This is a genomic window from Cryobacterium tepidiphilum, from assembly GCF_003716325.1.
Taxonomy (GTDB): Bacteria; Actinomycetota; Actinomycetes; order Actinomycetales; family Microbacteriaceae; genus Cryobacterium; species Cryobacterium tepidiphilum.
The window spans coordinates 66669-81865 of the sequence record NZ_RDSR01000002.1 but is presented as its reverse complement, the minus strand read 5'-3'; the positions used below and the strand labels follow the sequence as shown (position 1 = coordinate 81865).

General features: G+C 63.9%; 15 protein-coding genes and 1 tRNA gene. 7 read left to right on the top strand and 9 right to left on the bottom strand.

What is annotated here, in order from left to right; all coding sequences use genetic code 11:
* Positions 1-5 precede the first annotated feature (5 nt).
* The 9 genes from EEJ31_RS01770 to dnaA form a co-directional block, all read right to left on the bottom strand.
* Positions 6-79, bottom strand: a tRNA-Ile gene (locus EEJ31_RS01770).
* A gap of 73 nt (positions 80-152) precedes the next feature.
* On the bottom strand, positions 153-557 hold the full coding sequence (locus tag EEJ31_RS01765) for a DUF3566 domain-containing protein (protein WP_123044576.1): 405 nt from the start codon (positions 555-557) through the stop codon (positions 153-155).
* Entirely contained in the window at positions 550-3099 is a 2550-nt protein-coding gene (gene gyrA, locus EEJ31_RS01760) for a DNA gyrase subunit A (RefSeq protein WP_267897603.1), read from the bottom strand. The genes EEJ31_RS01765 and gyrA overlap by 8 nt, the downstream gene beginning before the upstream one ends.
* A 13-nt stretch (positions 3100-3112) precedes the next feature.
* On the bottom strand, positions 3113-5092 hold the full coding sequence (gyrB, locus tag EEJ31_RS01755) for a DNA topoisomerase (ATP-hydrolyzing) subunit B (RefSeq protein ID WP_123044574.1): 1980 nt from the start codon (positions 5090-5092) through the stop codon (positions 3113-3115).
* Positions 5093-5215: 123 nt separating this feature from the next.
* On the bottom strand, positions 5216-5728 hold the full coding sequence (locus EEJ31_RS01750; protein WP_123044573.1) for a DUF721 domain-containing protein: 513 nt from the start codon (positions 5726-5728) through the stop codon (positions 5216-5218).
* Positions 5725-6885, bottom strand: a complete 1161-nt coding sequence (recF, locus tag EEJ31_RS01745) for a DNA replication/repair protein RecF (protein WP_123044572.1) — start codon at positions 6883-6885, stop codon at positions 5725-5727. The genes EEJ31_RS01750 and recF overlap by 4 nt, the downstream gene beginning before the upstream one ends.
* 16 nt (positions 6886-6901) lie before the next feature.
* Positions 6902-7789, bottom strand: coding sequence for a phosphogluconate dehydrogenase (NAD(+)-dependent, decarboxylating) (gene gnd, locus EEJ31_RS01740; protein WP_123044571.1), 888 nt, complete (start codon positions 7787-7789; stop codon positions 6902-6904).
* Between the two features lie 48 nt (positions 7790-7837).
* Positions 7838-8986, bottom strand: coding sequence for a DNA polymerase III subunit beta (gene dnaN, locus EEJ31_RS01735; RefSeq protein ID WP_123044570.1), 1149 nt, complete (start codon positions 8984-8986; stop codon positions 7838-7840).
* 365 nt (positions 8987-9351) lie between these two features.
* A complete protein-coding gene (gene dnaA, locus EEJ31_RS01730; protein ID WP_123044569.1) occupies positions 9352-10767 on the bottom strand; it encodes a chromosomal replication initiator protein DnaA in 1416 nt (471 codons plus the stop codon).
* Between the two features lie 412 nt (positions 10768-11179).
* Here dnaA and rpmH point away from each other — a divergent pair, with 412 nt between their 5' ends.
* The 7 genes from rpmH to EEJ31_RS01695 all read left to right on the top strand — a co-directional run bounded on the left by rpmH (position 11180) and on the right by EEJ31_RS01695 (position 15193).
* Positions 11180-11317, top strand: coding sequence for a 50S ribosomal protein L34 (gene rpmH / locus EEJ31_RS01725; RefSeq protein WP_123044568.1), 138 nt, complete (start codon positions 11180-11182; stop codon positions 11315-11317).
* A gap of 8 nt (positions 11318-11325) precedes the next feature.
* Positions 11326-11667, top strand: coding sequence for a ribonuclease P protein component (gene rnpA / locus EEJ31_RS01720; protein ID WP_123044567.1), 342 nt, complete (start codon positions 11326-11328; stop codon positions 11665-11667).
* Positions 11664-11975, top strand: a complete 312-nt coding sequence (gene yidD / locus EEJ31_RS01715; RefSeq protein ID WP_123044566.1) for a membrane protein insertion efficiency factor YidD — start codon at positions 11664-11666, stop codon at positions 11973-11975. The genes rnpA and yidD overlap by 4 nt, the downstream gene beginning before the upstream one ends.
* Positions 11976-11986: 11 nt before the next feature.
* The gene (gene yidC / locus EEJ31_RS01710; protein ID WP_123044565.1) at positions 11987-12964 is read left to right on the top strand and encodes a membrane protein insertase YidC; all 978 of its coding nucleotides are present in this window, start codon (positions 11987-11989) and stop codon (positions 12962-12964) included.
* A 47-nt stretch (positions 12965-13011) separates the two neighbouring features.
* Positions 13012-13518 (top strand): Jag family protein, encoded by a 507-nt coding sequence (locus EEJ31_RS01705; RefSeq protein WP_199727236.1) that lies wholly within the window; start codon positions 13012-13014, stop codon positions 13516-13518.
* 10 nt (positions 13519-13528) lie between these two features.
* Entirely contained in the window at positions 13529-14158 is a 630-nt protein-coding gene (gene rsmG / locus EEJ31_RS01700) for a 16S rRNA (guanine(527)-N(7))-methyltransferase RsmG (protein WP_123044563.1), read from the top strand.
* 99 nt (positions 14159-14257) lie between these two features.
* On the top strand, positions 14258-15193 hold the full coding sequence (locus tag EEJ31_RS01695; protein WP_123044562.1) for a ParA family protein: 936 nt from the start codon (positions 14258-14260) through the stop codon (positions 15191-15193).
* Positions 15194-15197 lie beyond the last annotated feature (4 nt).

The window sequence follows — 15197 nt, the reverse complement described above, 5'->3', positions numbered from 1 at the left end:
AATTGTGGGGATACCAGGACTTGAACCTGGGACCTCTTCGTTATCAGCGAAGCGCTCTAACCGCCTGAGCTATATCCCCGATTGGGCAGATTAGAGACTACCTGAATCTGCCACGATCTTCTAATCGAGCGCCGGCTCAATGCCGGCGCCGATCAGTTGTTTGTGAAGCCGACGAGCAGCCCGCCGGTCATCTTGACGCTGAGGTTGTAGAGCAGGGCCACGACCGCGCCGAGCGCCGTGATGACGACGGTGTCCAGCAGGGCGACGACCACGGCGAAGCCCATGATGTTACCCAGCGAGAGAATGGTCGAGAGGTCGCTCGTCTCCCCCGCGATCGACGTATAGATCTGGTTGATCTGCTCGAAGAGACCGGTCTGGTTCAGCACCGTGAAGATGAGGAAGGTCGCGACGATCGTGACGATGGCCACGCAGATGGCGATCAGGAACGACAGTTTCACGGCAGACCAGAAGTCGATGTACACCAGCTTCAGGCGCACCTGCTTCGTGGCGGGTTTCCGCGTTGACTTCTTTGCCAGCTTCTCGGCGACGCTACTCATCTACTGACTCTTCTTTCCCCTGCTCGCCTTCGAGTGGAGCTTCGATCTCTTCGGCTACCAGATTGCGTTCGGTGTTCTTCGCTATAGCGATGATCCTGTCTTTTTCCGCAAACTTCGCGAAGACCACGCCCATCGTGTCGCGCCCCTTGGCCGGCACTTCGGCGACGTCAGAGCGTATCACCTTGCCGCCCGCGAGGACCACGAGCACCTCATCGCCCTCATCGACGATCAGGGCGCCGACCAGTTCGCCGCGGTCCTCGCTGAGCTTGGCCACCTTGATTCCCAGCCCACCACGGTTCTGCAAGCGGTACTGGTCGGCGGATGTGCGCTTGGCGTAGCCGCCCTCGGTCACGACGAAGACGTACCCCTGGTCGGAGACCACGGATGCGTCGAGCAGCGAGTCGTCGCCGCGGAAATGCATGCCGATGACGCCGGATGTGCTCCGCCCCATGGGGCGCAGCGCCTCATCCGTTGCCTGGAAGCGGATCGACATGCCCTTGCGCGACACGAGGAGCAGATCGGAGTCCTCGTCGACGAGCATCGCGGAGACGAGTTCGTCGCCTTCGCGAAGCTTGATGGCGATGATGCCGCCTGAGCGGTTCGTGTCGTACTCGACGAGGGGTGTCTTCTTGATCAGCCCTTCACGGGTGGCGAGGGTGAGGTAGGTCGCCACCTGGTAATCGCGGATGTCGAGGATCTGCGCGATCTCCTCGCCCGGCTGCATGGCGAGGAGGTTGGCGACGTGCTGTCCCTTGGCGTCACGGCCGCCCTCCTGCACCTCGTACGCCTTCGCGCGGTACACGCGTCCGGTGTTGGTGAAGAACAGCAGCCAATGGTGGGTGGTGGTCACGAAGAAGTGCTCCACCACGTCGTCCGCACGGAGCTGGGCACCGCGCACGCCCTTGCCGCCGCGGTGCTGGCTGCGGTAGTTGTCGCTTCGCGTGCGCTTGATGTAACCGCCCCGGGTGACGGTGATCACCATCTCCTCTTCGGGGATCAGGTCCTCGATCGACATGTCACCGTCGAACCCGAACATGATCTCGGTGCGGCGGTCGTCGCCGAATCGCTCGGCGATCTCGGCGAGCTCCTCGCTGATGATGCTCCGCTGGCGCTCCGGGCTGGCGAGGATCGCCTTGTACTCGGCGATCTCCTCTTCAAGGCGCGCCGCGTCGTCGACGATCTTCTGGCGCTCAAGCGCGGCGAGACGGCGCAACTGCATGGTGAGGATGGCGTCGGCCTGCAGTTTGTCGACGTCGAGCAGCTCCATCAGGCCCGCGCGGGCGTCGTCGACCGTGGGTGAACGACGGATGAGGGCGATCACCTCGTCGAGGGCGTCGAGCGCCTTGAGATAACCGCGCAGGATGTGCGCATCCGCTTCGGCCTTGTTCAGCCGGAACTGGGTGCGGCGAACGATGACGTCGATCTGGTGAGCGACCCACGCCGAGATGAAGCCGTCGAGCGGCAGTGTGCGCGGCACACCGTCGACGATGGCGAGCATGTTCGCGCCGAAGTTCTCCTGCAACTGCGTGTGCTTGTACAGGTTGTTCAGCACGACCTTCGCAACCGCGTCACGCTTGAGCACGATGACGAGGCGCTGGCCCGTGCGTCCCGAGGTCTCATCCCGGATGTCGGCGATCCCGGAGATCTTGCCGTCCTTGACCAGCTCGGCGATCTTGATCGCGAGGTTGTCGGGGTTGACCTGGTAGGGCAGCTCGGTGATGACGAGGCAGGTGCGGCCCTGGAGCTCCTCGATGGTGACTACGGCACGCATCGTGATGGATCCGCGGCCGGTGCGGTAGGCGTCCTGGATGCCCTTGATGCCGAGGATCTGTGCGCCGGTCGGGAAGTCCGGTCCCTTGATCCGCTGCACGAGGGCGTCCAGCAGCTCTTCGCGCGTCGCGTCCGGGTTCTCGAGGTACCACTGCGCGCCGGCGGCCACTTCACGCAGGTTGTGCGGCGGGATGTTCGTGGCCATGCCGACCGCGATGCCGACGGAGCCGTTGACCAGCAGGTTCGGGAATCGCGAAGGCAGGACGGTCGGTTCCAGCGTACGGCCGTCGTAGTTGTCCTGGAAGTCGACGGTGTCCTCGTTGATGTCGCGCACCATTTCGAGCGCGAGCGGGGCCATCTTGGTCTCGGTGTACCGGGGAGCGGCTGCGCCGTCATTGCCCGGGGAGCCGAAGTTGCCCTGGCCGAGCGCGAGGGGGTAGCGGAGGCTCCACGGCTGCACCAGGCGCACGAGCGCGTCGTAGATGGACGTGTCGCCGTGCGGGTGGAACTGCCCCATGACGTCGCCGACAACGCGGGAGCACTTGGAGAAGGCCTTGTCGGGTCGGTAGCCGCCGTCGTACATGGCGTAGATGACGCGGCGGTGCACCGGCTTCAGGCCGTCGCGCACGTCGGGCAGGGCGCGGCCCACGATGACGCTCATGGCGTAGTCGAGGTACGAGCGCTGCATCTCGAGTTGCAGGTCGACCTGGTCGACCTTGCCGTGCTGCAACAGGTAGCGGGCAGCCTCGTCGGCGGCGGCGTCTCCCGGGATGTTCGGGGTGTCGTCAGATGTCAAGGAAGCGCACGTCCTTCGCGTTCTTTTGAATGAAATTGCGGCGTGACTCGACGTCCTCGCCCATCAGCACCGAGAAGATCTCGTCGGCTGCGGCGGCGTCGTCGAGCGTCACCTGCAGCAGGGTCCGGGACTCCGGTGCCATCGTGGTCTCCCACAGCTCCTGGTAGTCCATCTCACCGAGACCCTTGTAGCGCTGGATGCCGTTGTCCTTGGGGATGCGCTTGCCGGCGGCCTGGCCGTCCGCAAGGAGCACGTCGCGCTCCCGGTCGGAGTACACGTACTGGTGTGGGGCGTTGGTCCACTTCAGGCGGTACAGCGGTGGCTGGGCGAGGTAGACGTACCCGAGGTCGATCAGCGGGCGCATGTAACGGAACAGCAGGGTCAGGAGCAGCGTGGTGATGTGCTGGCCGTCGACGTCGGCATCCGCCATGAGAACGATCTTGTGGTACCGCACCTTGTCGGGGTTGAAATCCTCCCCGATGCCGGCACCGAAGGCCGTGATCATGGCCTGTACCTCGTTGTTGCCGAGGGCACGGTCCAGCCGGGCCTTCTCCACGTTCAGGATCTTCCCCCGCAGCGGAAGAATCGCCTGGGTCTCGGGGTTGCGACCCTGCACGGCGGAGCCACCGGCCGAGTCACCCTCGACGATGAAGATCTCGGAGATCGAGGGGTCCTTGCTCTGGCAGTCCTTGAGTTTGCCGGGCATGCCGCCGCCTTCGAGGAGGCCCTTGCGCCTGGCGGTTTCCCGGGCCTTGCGCGCCGCCATGCGGGCCGTCGCCGCCTGCAGGGCCTTGCGGATGATGTCCCGTGCCTGGATCGGGTTGCGGTCGAACCAGTCGGACAACTGGTCGTTCGTGACCTTCTGCACGAACGACTTGGCCTCGGTGTTGCCGAGCTTCGTCTTCGTCTGTCCCTCGAACTGCGGCTCGGAGAGTTTGATCGAGATGACGGCCGTCAGACCCTCGCGCACGTCGTCGCCCGAGAGGTTGTCATCCTTGTCCTTCAGGATCCCCTTGTCGCGGGCGTACCGGTTGATGAGGCTGGTGAGGGCCGCGCGGAACCCCTCCTCGTGCGTGCCGCCCTCGTGTGTGTTGATGGTGTTCGCGTAGGTGTGGACGCTTTCCGTGTAGGCCGTCGTCCACTGCATCGCCACCTCGAGGGCGATCTTGCGCTCGTGATCCTCGACGTCGAAGGAAATGATCTCGTCGTTGACGAGATCCGCCTTGCGTGCCCGGTTCAGGTACTCGACGTAGTCGACGAGGCCCTGCTCATAGAGGAAGGTGTTGGTGAGCGGGTTGCCTTCTTCGTCGCGGTACTCCTCACGCTCGTCGGTGAGGGTCAGGCGCAGGCCCTTGTTGAGGAACGCCATCTGCTGGAAGCGCGCGCGCAGCGTCTCGTAGTCGAACTCGATCGTCTCGAAGGTCTCGGCGCTCGGCCAGAAGGTGGTGGTGGTACCGGTCTCGTCGGTCTCCTCCCCCTTTTCGACGGGGGCATTGGGGATGCCGTTGGCGTAGCTCTGGCTCCAGACGTGTCCCTGCCGGCGAACCTCCACCTCGAGGCGACTCGACAGTGCGTTCACGACCGAGCTGCCGACACCGTGGAGTCCACCGGAGACGGCGTATCCGCCGCCGCCGAACTTTCCGCCGGCGTGGAGAACGGTGAGCACCACCTCGAGGGTCGAGCGGCCCTCGGTCCTGTGGATGTCGACCGGGATGCCGCGTCCGTTGTCCTGGACGCGCATGGCACCGTCCGCAAGAATGCGGATGTCGATCGTGTCGCAATATCCGGCGAGAGCTTCATCGACGGAGTTGTCGACGATCTCATAGACCAGGTGGTGCAGACCGCGCGGGCCGGTCGACCCGATGTACATTCCCGGTCGCTTGCGAACGGCTTCGAGACCTTCGAGAACCTGGATTTCGTCGGCCCCGTATGCGTGGGCGGGCTCGGGTGTTTGCGCGTCTGCTGTCATATGAAGTTTGGGCTCCCTCTGCCGCGAACGGCGACTCTTCAGTCTACCAAACCGCCCGGGAAGCCAGCTGCAGATTCGCGCGTCTCACGCGTTTTATTCGTTCGGGTGACCTGATTTGTGTTCCTAGCCGTAAGTATCGCGTGGACCGCGCCCTGGAATTGATCTGGGGCCCTTTTTCCAGGACGGGGCGTCCGGCCCTTGGAAACGTACCGATTCGATCCCGGCGTCCGGGTATCGCTTCGCAATGTGCGTCATAATGTCGACTCGCATGAGGCGGAGCTGGGTGGCCCAGGCGGTGGACTCGCATTTCACCGTGAGTACGCCGTCGGTGATCCCCGCCGGTGTCGAGTGGCTCGCGGTCTCCGCGCCGGCGATCTCCGCCCACGAGGCCAGCAGTTCCGACTGCGCAAGCGGGGAGTTCCACCCGAGTTGCGAGGTCAGCGACGACAGCGCGTCGCCGAGGCCTCGCGGGTCTCGGCCGGCACCGAACGGCACGCTCGATCCGCGCTCCTCCCGCCGCTGTTTCCTCGCGCGCGACCTCCCGGCATTCGGGTCACCGAAGACGTCCTTGAAATGCAGGAAGACCCGCGCGGCCTCGCTAAAGCGCGGTGCCCTACCGCCGGATGGTTCGCTCATTCAACCGCTCCGGCGCTGATACGGATGATGTGCGCGGTCAGGGCCTCGGGAATGTCCTCCAGCACGGCAGCCGTGATGATGACCTGCTCGAACCCGGTGACGGCGTCGGCGAGCCGGGCACGCCGGGCCTGGTCGAGCTCGGCGAACACGTCGTCGAGGATCAGCACCGGGTCACCGCTTGTCGAGTCGCGCCGCAACAGTTCGGCGGATGCGAGTTTCAGCGCGAGTGCGAACGACCAGGTCTCACCATGGCTGGCGTACCCCTTGGCGGGAAGCGAATTCAGGCGGAAGACGACATCATCCCGGTGGGGACCGACGAGCGTGAGGCCGCGTTCGAGTTCCCTGGGCCGTCGTTCGGTCAGCGCCTCACGGAAGAGGTCCGTCGTTGCGCGGCTGCCGGCGTCCGGCGCCGCCATCTCGGGGACGGAGCCGGCAGCATCCTCGTCCCCCTCGTTCTGGCCGAGGACGCTGAGCGATGACTGGAGCTCAGGAACGTGGTCATCCCCGGCCACGGACTGGTAGGCCTCACGCAGGGGTTGGGCGAGCAGGCCCACCAGTCTGCTCCGCTCATCGATGATCTGGGACCCGATCTCCACGAGCCTCTCGTCCCAGATGTCGAGGGTCGTCAGGGCATGGGCGGCAACACGACTCGCACGTGCGGACTTCAAGAGGGTGTTGCGCTGCTTGAGCACCCGTTCGTAGTCCGCCAGAATCCCGGAGACCCGGGGATTCCGTAGTACGAGGAGCTGGTCGAGAAACCGGCGCCGCCCTGAGGGGTCTCCCCGGATGAGGGAGAGGTCCTCAGGAGCGAACAGCACGCTCGAGAAATAGCGGGGAAGCTCGCGCGGCTTGATCGCCGAACGGTTCACCTGGGCGCGATTGGGTGCCGCGCGGTTGATCTGCACTTCGGCGAGGACCTCACGGCCATTGAATTCCACGCGCGCGCGGATGATCGCGGCGTCGCACTCCGCACGGATGAGCGCCTTGTCATTCGAGACCCGATGGGATCCGAGCGTGCTCAGATAACCGAGCGCCTCGACGAGGTTGGTCTTGCCCTGGCCGTTCCTGCCGACGACAAGGTTCGGCCCTGGCGAGAACGCGACCTCGGCTGACTGGTAGTTCCGAAAGTCGGCGAGGGAGAGATGGGTGGCCCTCATCCACTCACCTTGCTTTCTAGTCGGCCTTCTTGACTTCGTGTCCGCCGAACTGGTTGCGGAGGGCAGCGACGGCCTTCATCGCCGGGGAGTCGTCCTGCCGTGAGACGAACCGGGCGAAAATGGAAGCGCTGATCGTGGGAACCGGAACCGCGTTCTCAATGGCCTCTTCAATCGTCCAGCGGCCCTCGCCCGAGTCCTCCACGTAGCCCTCGATGTCGGAGAGGTTGGGGTCGTGCTCCAAGGCACGCACGAGAAGTTCGAGAAGCCAGGAACGAACCACAGTTCCCTGCTGCCAGGCCTTGAAGATGCCCGGGACGTTGCTGATCAGGGTGTCCTTCGCCTCGAGCAGCTCGTATCCCTCGGCATAGGCCTGCATGAGTGCGTACTCGATGCCGTTGTGCACCATCTTGGCGTAATGACCGGCACCGATCTCGCCGGCGTGCACGAAGCCCTCGTCACGCGGCCCCTCCGGACGCAGTGCGTCGAAGATCGGCATCGCGCGCTCGACCTGCTCGGTCTTGCCGCCGACCATCAGGCCGTAACCGTTGGTGACTCCCCAGACGCCGCCGGAGACACCTGCGTCGACGTAGTTGATCCCCTTGGTCGCCAGGAATTCGGCATGCTTGAAGTCCTCGGTGAAGCGCGAGTTGCCACCGTCGATGACGAGGTCGCCCTCGTCGAGTTTCTCGCCGAGGTCGCCGATGACCGAGTCGGTGATCGGTCCGGCCGGCACCATCACCCAGACGATGCGCGGTGCCGGCAGCGCCTGCACCAGCTCGTCCGTTGTCGCGACATCCGTCACCTCGGGATTGCGGTCATACCCGGTCACTTCGATGCCCGCCGCACGCAGGCGGGTGCGCATGTTCGCGCCCATCTTCCCGAGGCCGATGATTCCGATATGCATGACGCGCTCCTTCTGACTCGTTGCGTGATTGCCCGCTGGCGCGGTGCGTTACCGAAGCAGCAGGTTCGGCTGCAAGAGGTACTTGTAGCTGTCGGCGCCGGCGTTCTCGCGCGACGTCTGGCTGGTGATCAGCACAGGGCCGGGCTTGTTCGGGTTCTCGGTCTTCGTGAACGAGATGCGGACGAACTCGGAGTGAACGGCCCCGAGGCCGTCGAGCAGGAATTGGGGCTTGAGGGAGACCACTGTGTCATTGCCCGTGAGGATCGCGTCGATCGTTTCGGAGGCCTGGGCCTGCTCGCTGCCGATCGCCTCCAGGGTGAGCCCGTCGGCGGTGAACGTGAAGCGCAGTGCGGCCTCCCGCTCCAGCACCAGCTGCACGCGCCGGGTCGCTTCGATCAGCTCGGCGGTGTTCATCACCGCGTAGTTGTCGACGGATTCGGGGAACAGACGGCGGACCGGCGGGAAGTTGCCCTTGATCAGCAGCGAGGTGACGGTCTTCTTGTCAGCCGTGAACGCGATCAGCTCACGGTCGTCCTTGCTGGTGATCGCCACCGAGATGGTCCCGCTGTGTCCGAAGGTCTTGCCGATCTCTTGGAGCGTGCGTGCCGGCACCAGTGCCGGAATGGTGTCACTGGCGGGGTTGCTGCCCGGATCCCAGTCGATCTCGCGCACGGCCACACGGTAGCGGTCGGTAGCGACCAGGCTCACGCTGGTGCCGGACACCTCGAGCTGCACGCCGGTGATCACGGGAGTGACGTCGTCCCTGGACGCAGCGACGGCGACCTGGGCGACCGCGGCAGCGAAATCCTCGGCCGGAACGAGGCCGGATTCCGTGCTGATCTGGGGAATCGTGGGGTATTCCTCCACGGGCATGGAGAGCAGGGTGAAGTTGGCCGATCCGCAACTTACGGTGATGCGCGACTCATCGGTCACGAACCGCACCGGCGCATTGGGCATCCGGCTGGCGATCTCTGCCAGCAGCCGACCGGAGACGAGTACCGTCCCGGTCTCCTCCACCTCCGCAGCGATCTCCGTCCGAGCGGAGACTTCATAGTCGAAAGACGACAGCGTGAGGCCGCTTTCGGTCGCCTCGATCAACACACCGCTGAGGATGGGCAGCGTGGTGCGCTGAGGCAGGAGCTTCACTGCGAACGAAACGGCTTCGCTGAAGACATCCCGATTGGCCTGAAATCTCACGAAGTCACTCCTGTCCGGTGGAGGCAAACAATTGTCGGCTCAATGCTAGTCGGGTTTGTCAGGCTGCCGATTTCGAGCCCGCTGCGGTAAAGGTTGTCGGTTTCTATAGAGAGAGAAGTTAATTCGTTAATGGTCTTAACCGCTGTGCAAACTGTGGATAACTCTCTCTTCGCCGCGCTGGGCATGGGAACTACAACGGTGTGACTTGTTGGGCGCCTGTGGGCGTTAATCCGCAGAATGTCGGAGCCCACCGCGGCGTCGCCGTGACTTTTCACAACGCGGGCGTCGTTTTCTACAGTGCGCCCGGAGTTTTCGCTCACAAATCCACAGGGTTATCCACAGGACCCAGGAACAGCGAAAGCACGCTACTTGTACCGGTGGTTCTGTTTGATGCGGTTGGTCAGTTCGGTGACCTGGTTGTAGATCGAGCGCCGCTCTTTCATCAGCTCGCTGATCTTCTTGTTCGCGTACATCACCGTGGTGTGATCGCGGTTTCCGAACAGCTGGCCGATCTTGGGCAGCGACAGGTTGGTCAGTTCGCGACACAGGTACATTGCGATCTGTCTCGCCGTCGCCACCGCTTGGGAGCGCGATGAGCCGTAGAGGTCATCGACGGTGAGCTTGAAGTAGTCGGCGGTGTTGGTGATGATGTCGACCGGCGCGATGATGTTGTCCTCATCCAGGGTGATGAGGTCCTTCAGCACCGTCTGCACCAGGGCCATGTCGACGGGCGTGCGGTTGAGGCTGGCGAATGCGGTGACCCGGATCAAGGTGCCCTCGAGCTCCCGGATGTTGGACGAGACCTTTGAGGCCATGAACTCGAGGATGTCGTCGGGCACCTGGAGCTTCTCGCTCTGCGCCTTCTTTCGAAGGATCGCGATGCGGGTCTCGAGGTCCGGCGCCTGCACATCGGTGATGAGGCCCCACTCGAAACGCGATCGCATGCGGTCTTCGAATCCGGTCAAGTGCTTGGGTGGCAGGTCGCTTGTGATCACGACCTGCTTGTTGTGATCGTGCAGGGTGTTGAAGGTGTGGAAGAACGCTTCCTGGGTCTCCGCCTTGCCCTGCAGGAACTGGATGTCGTCGATCAAGAGGATGTCGATGTTGCGGTACCGGGATTGGAACAGGGACCCGCGGTTGTTCGCGATCGAATTGATGAAGTCATTCGTGAATTCCTCGGAACTCACATAGCGAACCCGGATGCCGGGATACAGGCTCATCGCGTAGTGGCCGATGGCGTGCAGCAGGTGCGTCTTTCCCAGGCCGGACTCGCCGTAGACGAAGAGCGGGTTGTATGCCTTGGCCGGCGCTTCGGCGACCGCGACCGCCGCAGCGTGCGCGAACCGGTTGGATTGGCCGATGACGAAGTTGTCGAAGCTGTACTTCGGGTTGAGGCGGGTGTCGTGTGGGTTCTCGGTCGCCGGGCTCTCGAAGACGGACTGCGGGGCGGCCGGAGTCTGCACGTCGGGCTGGTGAACCGGCTCGTGGACGGGCCGCAGGGCTTCCTGCTCCAACTCCGGGTTCACGACCACGTAGAAGGTGGTGACCGTCTCGTCGATGAGCTGGTCCATGGCCGTCAACAGGGGCACGCGCATCCGCTGGTTGAGCATGCTCGCGGTGAATTCGTTGGGAACCTCGAGATAGAAGGTCCCGGCGGCGATCCCCTTGGGTTCAACGAGGTTCAGAAAGCCGTAGAGCATCGGCGTGATGCTTGCATCGGACTCGAGCGCCGCGAGAACGGCCTGCCAGGTCTGGGCGATCGGCGTTTCCCCGTCAGCCATGGTCTCTCGCATCCTCTGTGTTGTTCGTTGGAAGCACGCGCTTCAATCTTCTTTCCTTCGGCGCGCTGGCGTCGATCCGATTCGGGAAAATCGCGGCAGCTATTCACAGGGTTATCCACGGCCTGTGGGTAAAAACCGGTGAATTCCCAGCTTCACGGCGCCGGCCTGTGGATAACTTGTGAACACGCTAGCCAAAACAGCCAGTGGGAACAAACCCGGTGAGAAGTCCCAGCGTGTCGCTCCCCTGTATTGGGGATCCGATTAGGGAGAATCGCCGCTCGGCGCGAGGATGGGTTTGACCATAGGGATGGAAGGCCGTAGTTTTAATCAGTTGACCTGAGCCTGAGGGCTACCCATTTCTTTCCCGGACGCGTCCGTCGCGCCCTGTGGAGATCCAACACGTGGAGACATCATGAGCAAGAGAACCTTCCAGCCGAACAACCGCCGCCGCGCCAAGGTGCACGGTTTCCGTCTGCGCATGCGCACCCGTGCCGGCCGTGCCATCATCGGTGCCCGCCGCCGCAAGGGACGCAACGAACTCTCTGCCTGAGCCAACCGGTGCTCGCGAAGGCGAACCGGATCACAAGCGGGACCGACTATAAGGCGGTTGTCCGCCGTGGGTCGCGGGTGGTGCGCCCCAATACCGTGATGTACCTGCGGAGGGGCACGACTCCTGGTCCCGCCCGGTTCGGCTTCATCGTCGCCAAGAACGTGGGGAATGCTGTGACCCGCAACCGAGTCCGCCGGCGCCTGAAGGCAGCGAGCTCAGAATTGCTGCCGTCGATCCCCGACGGGACCGACATCGTCATTCGTGCCTTGCCGTCGGCGGCGACGTCGGAGTGGACGACCCTGCGTTCGGAAGTCGTGGAAGCTCGCACCAGGGGCATGGCCGGCCGATGACCGCCGCACTCCGCAATCTCCTGCTGGTTCCCCGCAATTGTGTCGTCCTGCTGCTCCGGCTGTATCGAGCGGTGATCTCACCGCTGTACGGCGACGTCTGCAGGTACTATCCGTCATGTTCCGCATATGCACTCGGCGCCGTACAGGAACATGGGGTTCTGATCGGATCTGCCCTTGCCGTCCGTCGTCTGGCCCGTTGCCATCCGTGGGCCGAAGGCGGAGTCGATGACGTTCCCCGCAAGAGCCTGCACCGCTATCACGTGACACGATTTGGATTCGTTGTCGCACCAAGCCACGGAAAGGGCTGATCAAGCTCCTTATGGACCTCTTCCAGACAATCCTCTGGCCGCTGAAATGGGTGGTCGAACTGCTGCTGGTGGCCTTCCACTGGCTGTTCAGCACCCTGGGCATGGACTACGACGGTGGCCTCACCTGGGTGCTGTCCATTGTCGGCCTCGTGCTCGTGGTGCGAGCCGCACTCATCCCCGTGTTCGTGCGCCAGATCAAGAGCCAGCGGAAGATGCTCGAGGTCGCGCCGCAGCTCAAGAAGATCCAGGACAAGTACAAGGGCAAGAAGGACCAGTTCTCCCGCGAGGCAATGTCGCGGGAGACGATGGAACTGTACAAGCGCACCGGGACGAACCCCTTGAGCTCGTGCCTTCCCCTGCTGCTGCAGATGCCGATCTTCTTCTCGCTCTTCTCCGTGCTCAACGACGCCCAGCACGGCAAGGCCGGCGTCGGTCCACTCAACGCCGAGTTGGCCAAGAGCTTCGTCGACGCCCGGTTGTTCGGCGCCCCACTGCACGAGTCCTTCGCCTCGCAGTGGTCGCTCATGACGGCGGGCCAGCCCTTCAGCGCTTCAGTGATGGTCATCGCCGCGACCATGGTGATCCTGATGACCGTGTCGCAGTTCGTCACCCAGCTGCAGATCGTCTCGAAGAACATGTCGCCTGAGACCAAGGCGAGCCCGATGTTCCGCCAGCAGCGCATCATGTTGTACCTGCTGCCCCTGGTGTTCGCCTTCTCCGGCATCGCCTTCCCCCTGGGCGTGATGTTCTACTGGCTGACGTCCAACGTCTGGACGATGGGTCAGCAGTTCCTCGTCATCCGCAACATGCCGACGCCCGGCAGTGAGGCCGCGAAGGCCCGGGAGGACCGGCTGGCCCGCAAGGGCAAGCTGATCACGCCGGATGGGGATGTGATCGCGCTCGACGAACCGTCGAAGCCCACTCAGCGGCAGCAGCCGCTCGGTAAGAACCGCGCGAAGAAGCGCCCTAAGAAGCCCCCGCAGAAGTAGAAACGGTGAGCAACGTGAGTGATGAAGCAATGACCGACCTTCCCCCCATGGCCCCTGCAGCTGAGTCGCCTGGTCGCGGCGAGCAGGCGGTGTCGCTCGAACAGCTGGAGCAGGAGGGCGACGTCGCTGCGGATTACATCGAGGAGTTCCTCGACATCTGCGACCTCGACGGCGACATCGACATCGACGCCCGCAACGGACGCGCGTATGTCTCTGTCAACGCTTCCGAGGGCGCGAACCTGCGTGTGCTGTCCAAGCCGGAGACGGTGACGGCACTGCAAGAACTGACCCGTCTGGCCGTGCAGAACAAGACGGGCGCCTTCTCGCGACTGATCCTGGACATCGGCGGTTCCCGCGACGCCCGTCAGGCCGAGCTGTCGGCGCTCGTCAGCCGCGCTGTCGAGCGCATCGAGGCAGGGTCGGCGGAGGCTGAGCTGCCTCCGATGTCGTCATACGAGCGCAAGCTCGTGCACGACATCGTCTCCGAGCGCGGCTTCCACTCGGAGTCCCGTGGCGAGGGGCGCGACCGGCACACCGTGATCACCCAGCGCTGATCCGCAACCGATGACGGAGGAGCTGGAGGCAGAGCCCCGGGTTGCCGAGGAATTGTTCGGTGACCGTATCGATGTCGCTCGTGCGTTTACCCGGAACCTCGCCGAGCAGGGGGAAACGCTCGGACTGATCGGGCCGCTGGAACTCCCCCGGCTCTGGAGCCGGCACGTCCTCAACAGTGTGATCGTCGCTCCCCTGCTGCGCCCTGGGCGTGTCGGAGACGTGGGCTCCGGTGCCGGGCTTCCCGGGCTGGTGCTCGCCATCGCGCGCCCTGACGTGTCCTTCGTACTCATCGAGCCGATGGAGCGCCGCGTCGCATGGCTGACCGATCAGGTTTCTGTGCTGGGTCTCGAAAACGTGCAGGTCCTTCGTGCCCGAGCGGAGGACGTGGCTCTTCCTGAGCCCCTCGACCAGGTCACGGCCCGTGCAGTGAGCGCGCTGCGCACGCTGATTCCACTGACGGCGCCGTTGGTTCGCGCGGGAGGGCAACTGGTTCTCATGAAGGGCGCTGCCGCCGAGCGGGAGGTCGAAGCGGCCGCGAAGGCGAGTCGCAGGTACCGACTCGAGGACGTCGAAGTTCTTACCCTCGGCGACGGCGTGCTGGACGAGGTGACGCGGGTCATTCGAGCTACAGTGGGTTAGTCCCCGCCAGCCGAGAGCCTCATCGCCGACGGATGCCACGGGGGCCACTTCCGGGTGGCGTACGGCCTGAACATCGACATCCATAGGTAAGGGTTTCACGTGAAACGTCCTGCTGAAGAACAGCAAGCACCGAGCGCTGCGCCAGGATTCGACGGAAGCACTCCCCTTGCCCGCGAGATCGCCGACCTGACCCGCCGTCGTCAGGCCGTCGCGTCCGACACCCTCCCGAAGCCCGAGCGCACCCGCGTCTTCACCATCTCCAATCAGAAGGGTGGCGTCGGTAAGACGACGACCGCGGTGAACCTGGGCGCGGCGCTCGCCCGGCAGGGTGCGCGGGTTCTCGTCATCGACCTCGATCCCCAGGGAAACGCGTCGACCGCGCTCGGAGTCGAGCATCATGCGGAGACGCCCAGCGTCTATGACGTGATCATCAATGACATCCCGCTTGCGGACGTGGTCCAGCGGAGCCCGGAGGCCGGAGAGCTCTACTGCGTTCCCGCGACCATCCACCTGGCCGGCGCTGAGATTGAGCTCGTCTCGCTTGTCGCGCGTGAGCAGAGGCTGCGTCGAGCGCTGGATCTGCACGTCAAGGACATGGCCGATCCGTACGACTACGTCTTCATCGACTGCCCGCCTTCGCTTGGACTGTTGACGATCAACGCTTTCGTCGCTGCCCGGGAAGTCCTCATCCCCATCCAGTGTGAGTACTACGCGCTCGAAGGTCTCAGCCAGCTGCTGAAGAACATCGAGATGATCGAGCGGCATCTCAATCCCGAGTTGGCCGTGACGACGATTCTGCTCACCATGTACGACAGCCGCACCAATCTCGCCCAGCAGGTTGCCGAAGATGTGCGACAGCATTTCCCTGATCAGGTGCTCGAAACTCCGATTCCGCGCTCCGTTCGAGTGTCTGAGGCGCCGAGCTACGGGCAAAGTGTGATCAATTACGACGTCAACTCGGCCGGCTCCCTCTCCTACCTTGAGGCTGCCGCGGAAATCGCCAGGCGCGGTGCGCCCTCGACAGGAAAGCAGTAGGACA

Coding starts and splice junctions, on each gene's coding strand:
- EEJ31_RS01765 (WP_123044576.1), bottom strand. CDS start 557: ATGAGTAGCGTCGCCGAGAAGCTGGCAAAGAAGTCAACGCGGAAACCC.
- gyrB (WP_123044574.1), bottom strand. CDS start 5,092: ATGACAGCAGACGCGCAAACACCCGAGCCCGCCCACGCATACGGGGCC.
- EEJ31_RS01750 (WP_123044573.1), bottom strand. CDS start 5,728: ATGAGCGAACCATCCGGCGGTAGGGCACCGCGCTTTAGCGAGGCCGCG.
- recF (WP_123044572.1), bottom strand. CDS start 6,885: ATGAGGGCCACCCATCTCTCCCTCGCCGACTTTCGGAACTACCAGTCA.
- gnd (WP_123044571.1), bottom strand. CDS start 7,789: ATGCATATCGGAATCATCGGCCTCGGGAAGATGGGCGCGAACATGCGC.
- dnaA (WP_123044569.1), bottom strand. CDS start 10,767: ATGGCTGACGGGGAAACGCCGATCGCCCAGACCTGGCAGGCCGTTCTC.
- rpmH (WP_123044568.1), top strand. CDS start 11,180: ATGAGCAAGAGAACCTTCCAGCCGAACAACCGCCGCCGCGCCAAGGTG.
- yidD (WP_123044566.1), top strand. CDS start 11,664: ATGACCGCCGCACTCCGCAATCTCCTGCTGGTTCCCCGCAATTGTGTC.
- yidC (WP_123044565.1), top strand. CDS start 11,987: ATGGACCTCTTCCAGACAATCCTCTGGCCGCTGAAATGGGTGGTCGAA.
- EEJ31_RS01705 (WP_199727236.1), top strand. CDS start 13,012: ATGGCCCCTGCAGCTGAGTCGCCTGGTCGCGGCGAGCAGGCGGTGTCG.
- rsmG (WP_123044563.1), top strand. CDS start 13,529: ATGACGGAGGAGCTGGAGGCAGAGCCCCGGGTTGCCGAGGAATTGTTC.